Consider the following 15,408-nt stretch of genomic DNA (forward strand, 5'->3'; position numbering starts at 1 on the left):
GGCTTAGCGGCTGGGGCGCTTCTCGCTTGATTGAACAGCCTGCATCCTCACCGATGAACTAACCGCATCGGCCGGTTGTTCGCCTCAGGTGGACGAAGCTGGACGACTTAGAGCGATCGCACAGACCTGCCGGCGTGAAGCCATGGACAGCGCTTCCGTTGGAACGAGAGTCGCGCTTCGGGAGATAGCTGACGACTTCGAGAAGCTGGCCGACGAAGTTGAAGCAAGTGCCTCGGCGGACAGCGATAGTGCCAACCGCTCCTAGCTCAACTTGATAGAGCGCCGGTTAACCGCCTTGGCCGCAGGAGCCTTGGTTGCGGGAGCATGGGGCGGTCTTCGGGCGTTGGTCTGATCGGGAGGCGCAATCGCCTGGAGCAGCCTGATGGATGACCTCTATGTCTCGTGGGTGCAGCCCATCAAGCGGGCACGGATACATCGGGGGAACTGTCGCCACTGTAACCACGGCGCAGGACAGACCGCGCAACAGACGACGGGCTCCGGCAATACGAGCTGGCTGGGACCAATGGGGTTAGCCGAAGCGGAGGAGGAGATTCGAAGCCTCCGCAAGCAAGGCTACCGCGACCTTGCTAAATGCGGGCTCTGTCTGCGGCCGGGTTTGTAAGGCACATAATCACCTCTTCACCGGCTGCACATACCCCGCCCGCGTCTTTGCCCATCTGAGCAAACCCCGTGTGATCCTTATCCGGCCGCTAAAATGCTTGCGCTCCCGCTTTGTCGTTGCCGCATCCCGCAGCCGGATCAGCTCGGGCAAGGTGACCTCTGCCACCAGCGCCAGCTTGTTCGGACCGGACACGGCGCTTGCCTCTATTTCCGCCATCCGCGCCGCGTGCGCTTCGCCCAGTTCGCCCACAGGGCGCGCAACACCGTCGATCATCGTTGCCTCGACCTTCTCATCCGCGCTCATTCTACAGCCCTCCCGCTATCCCGTACCACCCGCAGCAACCGGCCAGCCGCGCGCCGCAACGCCACCGCGTCATTGCTCCACCCTCCATGCTTGAAGGCACCGTTGCGCTCACCCTTCTGACCGCCCGAGCCGTTTGCCCCGCCATGTATGCGGCAACGCTTCTTGCCCCTGTTGGCGGGGCATTGGCACAACGACCCCCGGCGCGTCCGGGCCAGGCAGCGCGGGGCAGCCCTCATCAGGGCCAGCTTGTTTGTTTCCACTGTTGCGGCTGTCGCAAGGCTCAAGTGCCCGCCCTCCATTTTCTGGACCTCCCCCCTCGAAGTGCACGTGCTGATGTTCGTGTCGCTCATATTTCACCGTGATTTTTTGCCGCGTGGTCTTCTTGCCCTGGAGCTTCGCCATCGTGTCCATCTGAAGCGCGAACGTCTTGGCCAGCTTGCCCGTGATCGCGGTCGTGCGAGGATCGAGGAAGCTGTAGCCTTCGAGCGCTACGCCGGCCGCCTTCATCGTCAGCATGTGAATTGCGCACATCTGCGCGGCGAGCGCGGCTTGCATCTCGTTGCGCGGCTTCACTCCGGCCACGAAGTTCAGGATCATGTTCAGCTCGGTTTCGTCCGGGCACCATTCGCCGCCGCCATCTGGCTCGGGATGCCAGTTCTGAGAGCAGAGCTTCGTAAGCTGATGCGCGAAGACCTTGGCCGTAGCCTCCGAGCGCGTGCCGAGCGCCTCGCAGAGCATCGCCAGCCAGCTATCGTGATCCCGGTGAGGGGAGGCGATAACGTATGCGTCGGTCGAAAGCTTCTCGACTTCGATCACGACACCCGGGTTGGCGTGCCGCTTGCGGTGGCGCGCCTTTGCCTTCGCGGCGATCGGCTCAAGAGCGGCGGGCATGGCGGGCTTATCGGCCCCCTTGCGCCGCCGCTTCACCGCAGGAACGGCTTTGCCTTTCACGCGGCCAAGCCTTTGTCAGTGACCCGCCAAAGAGCATGTCGCCGGCCTTGTCCGATGCAGACCCGGTTGCCGCTATCCTCGACCAGTCCTTTGCCAACGAGTTCGGAGCGCCGGGTGCGATAGGTGGACGAGGTGGTTGCAAAGTGCCGGTTGAGATCCAAGTCGGTGAAACCGTCCCGGCCACAATCACGGGCGAATTCCAGAACCCGGGCCTGGAGTTCGCGGATGTGTGGAGTGACTTCCTCCGCTGCAGCGTGCGAGGTGTCGAGATCGTCACGGCGAGCGTGAGCCTGGGGGGAGGGGACGAAGCCGAACAGGTCCGCACCAGTGTTGATGGTCATCGTGCTATCCTTTCGTTTCTAAGGGCCGCCACTTCCGTTCTCGGGAATGCGCACGTCAGTTTGATCCGAGCAGACTCGCTCAGGGGGCCGTCTCTGTGGATGAAGCGGGAGAGCGTCCCGCCTGGGATGCCGGACTGTCTTGCAAGCCTGCCCTGTGTTCCCCGACCAAGCTTGCCAATTAGAGCCAGCGTCCGCTCGCGCAGTTCATCAGGGTCGGGAGCCGCGGAGATGACCTCACCACTTTTCGCAAAATGGCCGCTCGCATTTTTACCGGACCCAGACCGATCGGAGCGAGCATCCCTTAGATGGTTACCTATATGCATTGCGGTGGTCGCAACGGTGGACCCCACAAGAACTGGCTGTTTTGCGTCGTTTCGCTTTTCGTCTGTTGCGGTGGTCGCAATAGAAAGTTTCGCCTCTATTGCGGTGGTCGCAACAGAAACGGATGTTTCTATTGCGGTGGTCGCAACTCGTTTTTTTCCTCTTGTTCCAGCATCGCCCACGCGCCACCCGAGGTAATCGTGCGTAGTCGCCGCCGTTTCGGTCGGAATGAACGTGAGGCGGAATTCACGAGCCAGCCTTACCCCGCGAGCGTGCTTGCTGGTCTGTTCGAGTATTCCGCGAGCGCACAGCTCAGCCAGCGCGGCCGAGTTCGCGTGATGGTTCTGGCAATCCATCCCTTCTGCCAGGGCTGTCGCGGGCACAGCGATCTTGCCATTGTTGAAGCCGGTGTGCCTGCCTGCCACCACGAACAGCGCCTTCACCGCGCGGTTCGAAGCAGTTCTCCAAGCTTCGCTTTTGAGGAGGCAGGAGGGGAGCAGGAAGTAAGTCCCGCCCCGAGCATCTGCCTTCTGTGGCTTGCCCCGGCTCATCCACCACCGCCTTCCGCAAGCGGCGGCAGCCCTGCCCGATCGAGCAGGGTAGCAAGCCAGTCTCGCTGAGCGGGTGACATCGGAGTAGGATCGACGACGAGCTGACCGAGGAATGATCCGGCCTTCCGTGTGAGCCGACCGCGCGCGTTCAGCACGGCTAAGGCCGCGTCATCTTGCCTGTTGAAGGGGGCATCATTCGCCATGACGATCTCCCCACACCAAAGGTGAGAGGAGCCCCGCCAACCTGTTCGGGACACCGTGCCGGCCACTCAGGATTTGTTGCCTGAGGGCGCTGCTGCTGCTATCAGGTCCGGGTTCAACCGCCAGAAGAACACCGGGGCCAGCCTTAGCGCTGGCCTCGCTCGTTTGAGGGGCCATCTCTCAAGCAGCCGCGCCCGCGAACTGGCGCAGGTCCTCGATGTTATAAAAGCGGCGGCCACCCACCATCCGACTGCGCGGGCCTTTCCCGAGCCGATGCCAGTCAGCCAACGTAGCCGGCGAGTAGCCGAGGAACTTGGCTGCGTTCTTTCGATCCAACCTCCCGTCCGGGAGAACCATCACCGTTCCCCGTTCAAGTTGCATCTGCTCCATGGTCCTGAACTCCTCTGTGGGTACCAATAATGTCACCCTTGGCACGGCTCAGCGCCGAGTTCAAGCAAGAAGGTGACAAAAATGGTATCCGTTCGTTGACTTCCTGTAGGGACCGTTCCAAGACGTGCGGGTTGGTTGGGAGGAATGCGGTGGCGGAGCGCAGTGGCGGCGAACTTGTGTCGATAACCAAAGTGAGGGTCAGGGAGCCGGTGAAAGCCGAGCTGGAGAGGGCCGCACGTCAGAACGAATGGCCGCTGAACCGCGAAATTCAGAACCGGTTGGAGATGTCGCTCGAACTGGAACGCGACCTTGGTGGGCGACTACCGCTGTTCCGGCTGATGGCCTGGGCCATTGGCACAATCGAAGGACAGCACGGCGGTAAACTCGAAAACGATTACTGGGCATTTCATCGGGCTCGCGGGGCGATCGAAGGAGCGTTGAACACGATCCGGCCGCCGCTGCCGGCGGAGATCGCCGACAGCCTCGCAGCAGCCAAGCGAGACTACGAGTCGGGCATGGATCAATGGAGGCAGACGGCGCAGCCCTTAATTGAGCGCTGCCCTCACCAAGCGCCCGCGAACGCCTTCCTGCCCGGATCAGGATGGATCACGGTAGTAGACCCTCGCTTCGAGCAACTCATGACTGACGAGGAGCTGAGCGATGCCGTGTCGGATCTGGAGCCCGAGGTAGCGGCACTGGTCCGAGAGCATCAGGAGAGCATTCGGCGCGTGACTATGGCGCGCGTGAAACAAACAACCTTGGAGAGCCGGATCGCCGATCTCGCTTCCGCCGCCGCATCAGAGGCAAGAAGCAAGACCGAAGAGTACGACAGGAACATGAAGGCGCACATCGCAAGGGAAGAGGGAGTGAGCTAGTGGCCCTCAAATTCTCCCGCCTGACCCGACCCGCCATCCGCGCCCTACAGCCAGGGGCGCGCCTGGCCGAACACGGCATCACGGCCGAGCGCCAAACCAGCGGAGACGTGCGCTACAGCATCAACATCATGGTCGAAGGGCAGCGCATCCACCGCGTTGTTGGGCGCGAAAGCGAAGGCGTGACCCGTGAGCAGGCTGAGCGCCTGATCGAGACGCTGCGAACTCGGGCGAGGGAAGGGCGGCTCGACTTGCCAAAGGGCCGCAAGCTGCACCGCTCATTCAGCGAGGCCGCAGAGGAATATCTGACCCGGCTTGAGGAGAGTGGCGGGAAGAACATCGGCCCCAAGCGGATGCACTTGCGCCGACACCTGATCCCCTACTTCGGCAGCCAGCGCGTGGACCAGCTCAAGGACTTCGGGCTGAAGACTTATCGCAAGAAGCGCACCGATGCAGGCGCGTCTGACGCCACCGTCAATCGCGAGATGGCGACCTTGAGCCACATGCTGCGCTCAGCCGTGAAGTGGGAATGGTTTGCAGCCGATCGCATCCCGGCAATCGAGAAGGAGCAGGAGTCGCGCCAACCGATTGTCGTGCTGAGCGAGCAGCAGGCCAGCGCCTTGATGAAGGGTGCCATGCAAGATCAGGACGGCCGACTATGGCTGTTCGTCATGTTCGGCCTGGGCGCGGCGATGCGGCACCGGGAAATTCTCAGGGTGCGCTACGATCAGATCGACTTCGACACCCGACGCATCTTCATTCCAGAGGCCAAGGCGGGCGAGCGGGAGCAGCCGATTACCCCCGCGTTGGCCGATGCTCTCAGAATGCAGCGCTCAATGGAGGAGGATCAAAAGGGCTGGGTTTTCCCGACCGTGATCCCCGGCCAATCCAAAGCGGGGCACCGCACGAACATGGCTCGGCCCTTTGCCAGAGCCGTAGTCAGGGCGAAGCTCGATCCGGATAAGGTGACGCCGCACACCATGCGGCACACGGCTATAACGAGGCTGGTCAAGGCGGGGGTCGACCTGCCGACCATTCAGAAGATCAGCGGCCACAAGACGCTGGCGATGGTGCTGCGCTACGTCCACGTCCACGGCGAGCATATCGACGCCGCGATCGGCGCGCTCAACGATGCTTTTTCTGACGCGATTACACCGGAACTACACACGCCCGCCGTGCCGGATCAGCCGGACGAAGGCAGGGTGATTGCCATTTCCGCCGCAAAGTCAGCAGCTTAGCGAGTGGAGGCCCGAGCCGGAATCGAACCGGCGTGCAAGGATTTGCAGTCCTCTGCGTAACCACTCCGCCATCGGGCCACGCGGGGCAAATCAGCCAATTCTCGCGCGGGGTCAATGCGGAAGTTGCCGGATGGCGCTTGAGATCCTCCTGGAAACCAGCCGCCACAGCAAGAGGCGGGCTCTTTCCTCCTGTGCGCCAGGCCTACGCTGCGCCGCGGCCCTGCCGCAGATGACCTCTTTGCACGGTCCGGGAAGTGGAGACTGACACCACCATCCCCGACAGCCACACCATCGCTACTGATCCAAGAAGCTCCGCATCTTCCGGCTCCGGCTCGGATGCTTCAGCTTCCGCAGCGCCTTCGCCTCGATCTGCCGGATGCGCTCGCGGGTAACCGAGAATTGCTGCCCCACTTCCTCCAGCGTGTGATCGGTGTTCATGCCGATGCCGAAGCGCATGCGCAGCACGCGCTCCTCACGCGGGGTCAGGGAGGCGAGGACGCGGGTCACCGTTTCCTTGAGGTTGGCCTGGATCGCGGCGTCGACCGGAATCACCGCATTCTTGTCCTCGATGAAGTCGCCGAGGTGGCTGTCTTCCTCGTCGCCGATCGGCGTCTCAAGGCTGATCGGCTCCTTGGCGATCTTCATCACCTTGCGGACCTTCTCCAGGGGCATGGAGAGGCGCTCGGCGAGCTCTTCCGGGGTGGGTTCGCGGCCGATCTCGTGGAGGATCTGGCGGCTGGTGCGGACCAGCTTGTTGATCGTCTCGATCATGTGGACCGGAATGCGGATGGTGCGCGCCTGGTCGGCGATACTGCGCGTGATCGCCTGGCGGATCCACCAGGTTGCGTAGGTGCTGAACTTGTAGCCGCGGCGATATTCGAACTTATCGACCGCCTTCATGAGGCCGATATTGCCTTCCTGAATGAGATCAAGGAATTGCAGGCCGCGGTTCGTATATTTTTTTGCGATCGAGATGACGAGACGCAGGTTCGCCTCGACCATCTCCTTCTTGGCGATACGCGCCTCGCGCTCGGCCTTTTGGACCTGGTTCACGATCCGCCGGAACTCGGCCAGGCTCATGCCGGTCGCCTGGGCGATCTCGGCGATCTCGGTGCGGATGCGCTCGATCGCGTCCTGCTCGTTGGTGCAGAAGGCGTTCCACTTCTTGTCGAGCTTGCAGACGCGGTCGGACCAATGCTCGTCCAGCTCATGGCCCATGTAGCTGTCGAGGAAGGCCTTGCGCGGCACCTTGTGGCGCTCGGCGAGGCGCAGCATTTGACCGCCCAAGGCGGTCAACCGCCGATTGTACGAGTAGAGCTGGTCGACGAGATATTCGATCTTGGCGCCGTGGAACTGGACGCTCTCCACTTCCGCGGTGAGCTGATCGCGCAGATCCTGATACTTCTTCTCGTCATTCTTGCCGAACGTCTGCCCTGCGCCCATCGCATCCATGCGCGAGGACTGGAGCTTGGAGAATTTCTTGAACAGGGCGGTGATGTTGGCGAACTTCTCGAGCGCCTGCGGCTTGAGCGTTTCCTCCATCTGGGCGAGGCTGAGGGTGTTGTCCTCCTCCTCTTCCTCAGCCGGCCGGGGCGCGCGGCGCTCGGTCAGACCTTCCTCGTCCTCGTCCACTTCGGGCGGAGCGTCCGGAACCTCCTCTTCTTCCTTGTAGGAGGGGCCCGCCGTCTTCTCGGAGATGTCGTCGCCGGCTTCCTCGGCGCCCTCCACCTGCTCAGGGGTCGGGCCTTTGGAGAGCATCGCATCGAGATCCAGGATCTCGCGCAGCTGCATGTTGCCGGCGTTGAGCGCGTCCGACCATTCGATGATCGCGTTGAACGTGATCGGGCTTTCGCAAAGCCCCCAGATCATCGTGTCGCGGCCGGCCTCGATGCGTTTGGCGATCGCGATTTCGCCCTCTCGGGAGAGCAGTTCGACCGCGCCCATTTCGCGCAGGTACATGCGGACCGGATCGTCGGTGCGATCGACGGTTTCCTTCTTCTTCTCGATGACGAAGGTGCCGCCCTCGCCGTCGGCATTGTCGTCGAGGCCCGCATCGGTGTCCGCCTCGGGCGCCGGCTCGTCCTCGTCAGCCTCGTCATTCTCGACGACGTTGATCCCCATCTCGTTCAGCGACGACATGACGTCCTCGATCTGATCGGTGGACATCTCGCCGACGACGCCGTTCAGCTCGTCGACGGTAATGACGCCGCGCTTCTTGGCGCGCGCGATCAGCTTCTTGAGGGAGGCCTCGTTCTGATCGATGACCGGGGCATCGCCGCCGTCCGCCTTGTCATTCGTCTCCGCCGTATTCGTCTTCGCCATTCCAACGCCTTATTGACTTAGATTGCCTGTTCCAGGTCCAGATCCCACTCCGCGCTACGCTGGAGGAGGCTGGCCCTGGCCGAACGGACTTGCTGAAGGTCCGCCGCGATGCGCTCATAATCGTCCCCGGCTGCATCAGCGAGTGCAGCCTCGTCGAGTTCCATGCCTTGCGTTCCCAGGCCCTGCTCCTCGCCCAGATGCCTGACCAGCGCGCGAAGTTGGGCAACCGACCGTTCCACGGGTTCCGAGCCTCGCATGAAGCCGAACCGCAGATCGGACTGGACATCCCACTGTAGAGTTTCGGGAAGCAAGTTGATCTGTAATATGGCCGCTAAGCCGTCTTCATCAAGGTCGGGATTGGTGAGCGCCGCTTCGATCAGCGTCTCGCGCCAGCGGGCGAGGTCCGGATGATCGATCCTGAGCGCCCCGAGCGCGTGCAGATTCTCCGCGACAAGTTGGGGAAAGCGCGTGAGCCCATGGAGGGCTGATCGCAGCGGTGAGCGGGCAAGGTCCGGCGCGATCCGCGGCGAGGTTCGGATTGCGGCGCTGAGAATCGCCTTGCGATGCTCGGGCCGCCAAGCGAACTCGTCGTTGAACATACGCCGGAACGAGCGCGCGAATTCGTCCGCCACCAGCCGGTCGCCGCAGCTTTGGGCCAGCTCCTCCAGACGCTTCCTGAGGCCCGCCCTCTGCTCGGGGCGGACCGGATCGATCTTGGCCCGCTCGGACGCATAGGCGAATTCAGCAAGCGGCAGTGCAGCCGCGAGGAGTTGCTCGAAGGCGTCGCGACCTCGGGTGCGGATGAAGTCGTCGGGATCCTGCTTTTCGGGCAGGAGGGCGAACCTGAGTTGCTTGCCGGGGCTCAGCAACGGCAGCGCTCGCTCGGCCGCCCGCGCCGCCGCTCGCTTGCCGGCGCTGTCGCCATCAAAGCAGAGGATCGGCTCGTCGACCTGGCGCCAGAGCAGCTCGAGCTGGTGCTCGGTGAGTGCGGTGCCCATCGGCGCGACCGCCTCGCGAATGCCGGCCTGGTCGAGCGCGAGCACGTCCATATAGCCTTCGACAACGAGCAGACGCCCGGTCTGGCGGCTGGCGGGCGCGGCGCGGTCGAGGTTGAACAGCACCCGACCCTTGTCGAACAGCGGGGTGTCGGGCGAGTTGAGATATTTGGGCTCGCCTGGACCCAGAATACGGCCGCCGAACGCGATCACCCGGCCGCGCGGATCGCGGATCGGGATCATCACCCGGCCGCGGAACCGGTCGTAGGGCGCCTTGTCCTCGACCTGGATCAGCAGTCCGGCTTCCACCAGCCGCTCGGTCCCGGCCTCCGCCAGCGCCTTGCCGACCCCATTCCGCTCGTCGGGTGCGAAACCAACGCGAAATGCGGTACGGGTCTCCGCGCTGATGCCGCGCTGGTCGAGATAGGAGCGGGCCGCCCCGCCCGCCGCGCCCGCCAGGCTCTGCTCGAAATGGCGCGCTGCAGCTTCGGTGACGTCGACCAGCCCTGCGCTCCGTTGCTGCCGGGCGATCTCGGCCGGTTCCGGTGTCGGCAGGCCCATGCCGGCCGACTCCGCGAGCTGCTTCACCGCGTCCATGAAGGAGAGACCGCTCGTCTCCGTCAAAAATCGAATTGCATCGCCATGGGCGCCGCAACCGAAGCAATGGTAGAAAGCCTTCTGGTCATTGACCCAGAAGCTTGGCGTCTTCTCCTGGTGGAAAGGGCAGCAGGCCTTGTATTCGTTCCCCGCCTTGGTAAGCCTGACCGATCGTCCGACCACCGCCGAGAGCGCGATCCGCGCGCGCAGTTCATCCAGGAAAGCCGGGCTGAGCAGCGCGAAATTCCGCCGTGCCCCTGAGGGCGTAGCGCCCCGATTCGGACTGGCCGACGCAATCGATCCCATCGGCGCGATGCTAGGCCGCGACGGGCGCGAACGGAAGCGTTGTTAGCCGAACAATCTGCCTGCCGTCTCGCTAACAGCAGGTCATGGAGGCGGGCGCCCGCGGGCCCTCAACATCGCTCAGCGGCCGAGCAGGGCGATGGCGCGGCTCATCAGAAGCTCGAAGCGGGCGGCGGCCAGCGGCGCCGCGGGGTCGTTCCAGGCGCCCGCGACCGCATGCCAGCCCCCTTTGCGATCCCGGACAAGGAAGGTCATGGCGAGGACGCCCGTTTCCGATCCGCCCTTGTAACCCAGATAGGCGAATGGCGCGGCGGCCGGCCGGCCCAGGCCCGGGTTGATGGCGAGGATGTCGAGAGCCTGCTCGCCACCTTCCCGACGCAGCCAGTCCATCGTCCCGATGAGTTCCTGCGCGGAGGCGAACCACTCGACCTGGTCGATGTGATTGGGCTTGGAGGCGAGGCGAGCGATGTCGATCCGGGCGGGATCGGCCCTGCCGAGTTCTGCCAGCAGCCGGCGCTTTCCGTCTTCATCCGCCGCCAGCCAGCGCGTCGTCAACGCGGTGTCGCCGCCCTTGAGCGCGAACGCCTCAAGGGTCGAAAGGAAAGGCCTGTTGCGAGGATCGTTTCCCAAACCCAACCGGGGCAGAAGCGCCTCCACCCGCTCGCGGCCGGCCAAGTGCAGCAAGGTGTCGCTGGCGCTGTTGTCGCTTTGCGAGATCATCAGCGCGGCCAGGCTGTGGAGCGTCATCGGAGAGGCTCGGGGCCAGTCCTGGAGGAAGCCGGACGGAAGCGACTTGTGGCTCAGCGGGACGACATCGCTCCAGCCGCGCTCGCCGGTGCTGATCTGGCGCGACAGTTCGGCCAGGATGAACAGCTTGAACGCGGAGCCGATCGCCAGACGCAGCGCGGGCTGATGGGAGACGAGGATTTCGGGTGATGCGGTTCCAAGCCGAGCGGCGGCGAAGCTCGCCTGGCCGGGCAGCGCCCCAAACTCGGCCGCGATTGCAGCGAGGCTGTCGTCCATGCGTTGAGTGCCGCTGACCAGAAGTCCGCGCAGCAGGTGGGGGGTCGTTGGATCCAGCGCGATCCGCAACTGCGCCGACCCGCGCTCGAAGCGCAATGTCAGCGCGGCGCCGAGCGGGTCGTGCGGCCCCACGATCTCTGCCGCGATCGCGGCGCCCAGCTGATCGCGAACGGTTCGGGTGATGTCCTTCAGCTGCGCCGCCGGCACCCGCGCGAGAAACTCTGGGGTGAAAAGCTGATCGGGCTCGACCTTCTGATTGAACAGCAGGACGAGCTGTCGTCCTGCGGACTCGATCCGCGCGACCTGCGCCTGGACCGACGCGGGAATCACCATCAGCGAGCAGAAGACCAGCGCGAGCGCGGCAAGCCAGCGGCGGCGCCTGACCCACCGTGACACTTCAGCGATCCCGGAACCAGCCGGTGATGGCGTAGCGCCCGACGGGGCTGAACGGCGGCACATAGGAGACGTTGTGGCGCTGAGGCACCGTGAAAAGGTTCAGCGCGTTGAACCTGGGGCGAAACCCGGCAACGATGTCGCCATCGTCGTCGAAGAAGAGCAGGTAACCCCCCCAGTCCTGCCGCCATTTCCCGAGCGTCATGTTGAGCACATAAGCGACACGCCGGCCTTCCTCACCGCCGTGATCGTCATGTTCGGCGAGGAACTGGCCGGGCGCATAGAGGGTCGCCTGCGCGTCGGCTTTCAGAAGCTCGGGGATCCCGGTCACCTGCCGGATGAAGTCGAGAAACTCCGGCGCGTTCAGATATTCGAGCAACAGATCGTGCGGGCCGCCCGGATTCCAGCGCGCTAGATAGGCGTCCAGCATCGGATAGCTGGAATAGCTGAACGCATAGTCGTCGCCTTGGATCGCCGCCCTGATCTTCTGGCCGATCGCCTCGTTCTCGGCGCCGGTAAGCCGTTGCAGCTGCTCGCGGCGGATAACATGGGGGCCGTCCCGCCCTGCCTGCCATGCCACTGCCCAGGGCGTGTGCTGCGCCAGGACTCTTTGGACCTCGGTTGCCGTGCCGGGCGTCAGCACGTCTCGTATCTGGATGCGCTGATCGGCGGCGAACCGCTCGGCCAGCGCTCGCCGGTCGAGCGCGGGGCTGAGTTGGAACAGCGCGGCGGGGCGGCTCACCGGCCTGCCTCAGGCATCGATCGCTTCCTCGTCCAGCTCAGCCGCGTGGTTCTGGATGAACTGGAAGCGGTGCTCGGGATTCTTGCCCATCAGCCGGTCGACCAGGTCCTTGATCACCTGCCGTTCTTCATACTCAGCGGGAAGAGTGACGCGGATGAGGCTGCGGGACTTTGGGTCCATGGTGGTCTCGCGCAGCTGGTTCGGGTTCATCTCGCCCAGCCCCTTGAAGCGGGAGACCTCAACTTTCTTGTTCTTGAAGATGGTCCGCTCCAGCTCCGCCCGGTGCCGGTCGTCGCGGGCGTAGGCGATGGTGCCGCCCGACGAGAGGCGGTAGAGCGGCGGCTGCGCCAGGTAGAGCGCGCCCTTGCGGACCAGCTCCGGCATTTCCTGGAAGAAGAAGGTCATCAGCAAGGTCGCGATATGGGCGCCGTCGACATCGGCGTCGGTCATGATCACGATCCGCTCGTAGCGGAGCTGGTCGATATGGCAGCGCTCGCGCGTGCCGCAGCCCATCGCCTGGATGAGGTCGGCGATCTCGCTATTGGCGCGGATCTTGTCGGCGGTGGCGGAGGCGACGTTCAGGATCTTGCCGCGGATCGGCAGGATCGCCTGCGTCTTGCGGTCGCGCGCCTGCTTGGCCGATCCGCCGGCGCTGTCGCCCTCGACGATGAACAGCTCAGTCCCCGCCGGGTCGTCGTTCGCGCAATCGGTGAGCTTGCCGGGCAGGCGCAGCTTGCGTGCGCTGGTCGCGGTCTTGCGCTTCACCTCGCGCTCGGCGCGGCGCTTGAGCCGCTCGTCCATACGGTCGAGGATGAAGCCGAGCAGCGCGCGGCCGCGCTCCATGTGATCGGCTAGGAAGTGGTCGAAATGGTCGCGGATCGCGATCTCGACGAGGCGGGCGGCATCCGGGCTGGTCAGCCGGTCCTTGGTCTGGCTCTGGAACTGAGGATCGCGGATGAAGACGGAGAGCATGATCTCCGCCCCGCCGACGGCGTCCTCCGCCTGGATTTCCTTGGCCTTCTTCTGTCCGGCCAGTTCGCCGAAGGCGCGCAGCCCGCGCGTAAGGGCGGAGCGGATGCCTTGCTCATGCGTGCCGCCGTCCGGGGTCGGGATGGTGTTGCAATAGTAGGATGAGCCGCCTTCGCTCCACAGCGGCCAGGCGACCGCCCACTCGACGGAGCCCTGGCCGTTGGCAAAATCCTGGCGGCCGCGGAAAAACTCGGCCGTCGCGCATTCCCTCGCGCCGACCTGCTCCTTGAGGTGATCCGACAGTCCGCCCGGAAACTGGAAGACGGCTTCGTGCGGCGTCTCGTCGGCGATCAGGGACGGATCGCAGTGCCAGCGTATCTCCACGCCCGCGAACAAATAGGCCTTGGAGCGGGCGAGGCGGTACAGGCGGGCCGGCTTGAACTTGGCATCCTCGCCGAAAATGGAAGGGTCGGGCACGAAACTGATCGTGGTTCCGCGCCGGTTCTGAATGGAGCCCAGCCGGACCAGATCCGACGTCGGGGCGCCTTGCGCGAATGTTTGCCGGAACAGCTCCTTGTTCCGCGCCACCTCGACGATCGTCTCGGTCGAGAGCGCGTTGACCACGCTGACGCCGACGCCGTGGAGGCCGCCGCTGGTCGCATAGGCCTTGTCGGAGAACTTGCCGCCGGAATGCAGCGTGGTGAGAATCACTTCCAGCGCTGACTTGCCGGGAAACTTGGGGTGCTGGTCGACCGGAATGCCGCGGCCATTGTCGCTGATGGTGAGCCGGTTGCCGGGCTCGAGCGTCACCTCGATCCGGCTGGCATAGCCGGCCACCGCCTCGTCCATGCTGTTGTCGAGCACTTCGGCGGCGAGATGGTGGAACGCCCGCTCGTCCGTGCCGCCGATATACATTCCGGGACGACGCCGGACCGGCTCCAGCCCTTCCAGCACCTCGATCGCCGACGCGTCATAGTCTTCGGCGGGCCGGGCATTGGACGCGAACAAGTCTGCCATTGGCCAGCTATAGATTGCGCGGAGTCGGGGGCCAAGCGGCGGCAGTCAAATGATCCACAGCTTCGCGTCGGAGAAGCGCGGATGTTGGCGAAGTTGCCCCACAAACGAACCTCTGATCCTTATTCTGCAAGCTTCGGGTGAGTGCGAGCTCGACTGACGATGCAAGGAGCGGGGCCGCGAAGGTGACCGGACTGGGTACTGTAGGACAGCTCCTGCCGATGCGCCGAGCCATTGCTGCGCCGAAACGGCTCAGGCTTGCGCCAGCGCGCGGACAGGGGACTCGGCGACCGGCCGCGCGCGTGTCAATCTCCGCCGCTTGGAACGAGACGGCAGGCGGATTCGCCAACGTCTCGGAATGTTGTCCCTGTGTCGCGTTTTCACCCTTTCGATGAGGAAGCGATGCTCACTTACTCCCTCAGGCTTGCGACCAATTATGACGGCATGGTGATCGCCACCATTCCGGACGTGCCGGAGGCGCGGGCGCTCGGGCGCGACGACCAGGAAGCGGTCGAGCAGGCGCTGTGCGCGCTGGAGGCGACGCTGGAGCGCTATCAGGAGGAAGGGCGCGACTTCCCGCTACCGCGGTCGAGCGGCACCCTGCGCGTGACCACCGAGAAATTCGGGATGCTTGCCAGCGCCTGACGCACAATTCGTTAACACCGATCCGCTAAAGCTACGGCCCTGTACCTTCTGGCCGAGGCTGAACATGTTCGGAGGTTTGATCCGCAGGAAATATGGGGCGCGCTGCAGCGACGAGGAGTTCGCTGCGGAATCGACCCTGTTCTCCCTGTCTCTCGCCGTCCCCCGGCCGACCGAACGGCGGACCGAGGAACGGCTCGCGGCCATTCTCCCGATCGCGAAGCTGATCACGCCGCAGGGGCAGCTGCTGTGCCGGGTGAAGAACCTTTCGGCAGGCGGGCTCGCGGCCGAATTGTCGAACCCGCTCGCGGCAGACACCGCGCTGGAGGTGGAGTTCGGCCACGATCAGCGCATCCCGGGCGTCGTCGCATGGACCCGCAAGAGCTGCGTCGGCATCCGCTTCGACGTCAAGGTCGATCTTCGCCAGCTGCTCAGCAACCGCAAGCCGCGCGAAGGCTTCCGGCCGCGGCCGCCGCGGATGGAGGTGAATTGCGGAGCGACTGTGCGGATCGGCAAGCTCTACCATCGCGTGGAGATGCACGACATCTCGCTGGGCGGCCTCAAGGTCGAGATCAACGACTGGGACTGCGTCGGCAAGCCTGTGATCGTCACCGTGGA

General features: G+C 64.3%; 15 protein-coding genes and 1 tRNA gene. 4 read left to right on the plus strand and 12 right to left on the minus strand.

The genetic code is table 11. The annotated features are described in order from the left end of the window. Positions 1-631: 631 nt before the first annotated feature. The 6 genes from VF631_RS05285 to VF631_RS05310 form a co-directional block, all read right to left on the minus strand. The gene (locus VF631_RS05285) at positions 632-925 is read right to left on the minus strand and encodes a hypothetical protein (RefSeq protein ID WP_431849232.1); all 294 of its coding nucleotides are present in this window, start codon (positions 923-925) and stop codon (positions 632-634) included. Next, positions 922-1,116 carry a hypothetical protein gene (locus VF631_RS05290; RefSeq protein WP_431849233.1) on the minus strand — a complete coding sequence of 65 codons (195 nt, stop codon included), beginning with the start codon at positions 1,114-1,116 and terminating at the stop codon, positions 922-924. The genes VF631_RS05285 and VF631_RS05290 overlap by 4 nt, the downstream gene beginning before the upstream one ends. Beyond that, positions 1,034-1,852 (minus strand): hypothetical protein, encoded by an 819-nt coding sequence (locus tag VF631_RS05295; protein ID WP_431849234.1) that lies wholly within the window; start codon positions 1,850-1,852, stop codon positions 1,034-1,036. The genes VF631_RS05290 and VF631_RS05295 overlap by 83 nt, the downstream gene beginning before the upstream one ends. Positions 1,853-1,872: 20 nt before the next feature. After that, positions 1,873-2,217: a hypothetical protein gene (locus VF631_RS05300; protein ID WP_431849235.1), complete on the minus strand. Its 345-nt coding sequence runs from the start codon at positions 2,215-2,217 to the stop codon at positions 1,873-1,875. Next, the gene (locus VF631_RS05305) at positions 2,214-3,089 is read right to left on the minus strand and encodes a hypothetical protein (protein WP_431849236.1); all 876 of its coding nucleotides are present in this window, start codon (positions 3,087-3,089) and stop codon (positions 2,214-2,216) included. Before VF631_RS05305 ends, VF631_RS05300 begins: the two co-directional genes overlap by 4 nt. Before the next feature lie 381 nt (positions 3,090-3,470). Then, positions 3,471-3,680, minus strand: a complete 210-nt coding sequence (locus VF631_RS05310; RefSeq protein WP_431849237.1) for a helix-turn-helix domain-containing protein — start codon at positions 3,678-3,680, stop codon at positions 3,471-3,473. Between the two features lie 149 nt (positions 3,681-3,829). On the opposite strand from VF631_RS05310, the gene VF631_RS05315 reads away from it, so the two are divergent. Next, on the plus strand, positions 3,830-4,555 hold the full coding sequence (locus tag VF631_RS05315) for a hypothetical protein (RefSeq protein ID WP_431849238.1): 726 nt from the start codon (positions 3,830-3,832) through the stop codon (positions 4,553-4,555). After that, entirely contained in the window at positions 4,555-5,790 is a 1,236-nt protein-coding gene (locus VF631_RS05320) for a tyrosine-type recombinase/integrase (RefSeq protein WP_431849239.1), read from the plus strand. The genes VF631_RS05315 and VF631_RS05320 overlap by 1 nt, the downstream gene beginning before the upstream one ends. Positions 5,791-5,794: 4 nt before the next feature. Here the strand turns inward: VF631_RS05320 and VF631_RS05325 are convergent. The 6 genes from VF631_RS05325 to parE form a co-directional block, all read right to left on the minus strand. Continuing rightward, positions 5,795-5,868 (minus strand) — tRNA-Cys (locus VF631_RS05325). A gap of 216 nt (positions 5,869-6,084) precedes the next feature. Next, positions 6,085-8,112 carry an RNA polymerase sigma factor RpoD gene (gene rpoD / locus VF631_RS05330; protein WP_431849240.1) on the minus strand — a complete coding sequence of 676 codons (2,028 nt, stop codon included), beginning with the start codon at positions 8,110-8,112 and terminating at the stop codon, positions 6,085-6,087. A gap of 17 nt (positions 8,113-8,129) precedes the next feature. Continuing rightward, the gene (gene dnaG, locus VF631_RS05335; RefSeq protein WP_431849241.1) at positions 8,130-10,010 is read right to left on the minus strand and encodes a DNA primase; all 1,881 of its coding nucleotides are present in this window, start codon (positions 10,008-10,010) and stop codon (positions 8,130-8,132) included. A gap of 117 nt (positions 10,011-10,127) precedes the next feature. Further along, on the minus strand, positions 10,128-11,426 hold the full coding sequence (locus tag VF631_RS05340) for a serine hydrolase (protein ID WP_431849242.1): 1,299 nt from the start codon (positions 11,424-11,426) through the stop codon (positions 10,128-10,130). 1 nt (position 11,427) lies between these two features. Then, complete coding sequence (locus tag VF631_RS05345; protein ID WP_431849243.1) at positions 11,428-12,165, minus strand: 2OG-Fe(II) oxygenase; 738 nt, start codon at positions 12,163-12,165, stop codon at positions 11,428-11,430. A gap of 9 nt (positions 12,166-12,174) precedes the next feature. Next, positions 12,175-14,151, minus strand: a complete 1,977-nt coding sequence (gene parE / locus VF631_RS05350) for a DNA topoisomerase IV subunit B (protein WP_431849244.1) — start codon at positions 14,149-14,151, stop codon at positions 12,175-12,177. Positions 14,152-14,550: 399 nt separating this feature from the next. Between parE and VF631_RS05355 the strand changes: the two genes are divergently transcribed. Both VF631_RS05355 and VF631_RS05360 read left to right on the plus strand, forming a co-directional pair. After that, a complete protein-coding gene (locus VF631_RS05355; RefSeq protein WP_431849245.1) occupies positions 14,551-14,793 on the plus strand; it encodes a type II toxin-antitoxin system HicB family antitoxin in 243 nt (80 codons plus the stop codon). A 64-nt stretch (positions 14,794-14,857) separates the two neighbouring features. Continuing rightward, the coding region (locus VF631_RS05360; RefSeq protein WP_431849246.1) for a PilZ domain-containing protein at positions 14,858-15,408 on the plus strand (551 nt) is incomplete at its 3' end.

It is taken from the genome of Allosphingosinicella sp., from assembly GCF_036387615.1.
Classification (GTDB): Bacteria; Pseudomonadota; Alphaproteobacteria; order Sphingomonadales; family Sphingomonadaceae; genus Allosphingosinicella.

Excerpts from the sequence above, each read along its gene's own strand:
- dnaG (WP_431849241.1), bottom strand. The coding sequence starts at position 10,010 with ATGGGATCGATTGCGTCGGCCAGTCCGAATCGGGGCGCTACGCCCTCA.
- VF631_RS05285 (WP_431849232.1), bottom strand. The coding sequence starts at position 925 with ATGAGCGCGGATGAGAAGGTCGAGGCAACGATGATCGACGGTGTTGCG.
- rpoD (WP_431849240.1), bottom strand. The coding sequence starts at position 8,112 with ATGGCGAAGACGAATACGGCGGAGACGAATGACAAGGCGGACGGCGGC.
- VF631_RS05310 (WP_431849237.1), bottom strand. The coding sequence starts at position 3,680 with ATGGAGCAGATGCAACTTGAACGGGGAACGGTGATGGTTCTCCCGGAC.
- parE (WP_431849244.1), bottom strand. The coding sequence starts at position 14,151 with ATGGCAGACTTGTTCGCGTCCAATGCCCGGCCCGCCGAAGACTATGAC.
- VF631_RS05305 (WP_431849236.1), bottom strand. The coding sequence starts at position 3,089 with ATGAGCCGGGGCAAGCCACAGAAGGCAGATGCTCGGGGCGGGACTTAC.
- VF631_RS05300 (WP_431849235.1), bottom strand. The coding sequence starts at position 2,217 with ATGACCATCAACACTGGTGCGGACCTGTTCGGCTTCGTCCCCTCCCCC.
- VF631_RS05355 (WP_431849245.1), top strand. The coding sequence starts at position 14,551 with ATGCTCACTTACTCCCTCAGGCTTGCGACCAATTATGACGGCATGGTG.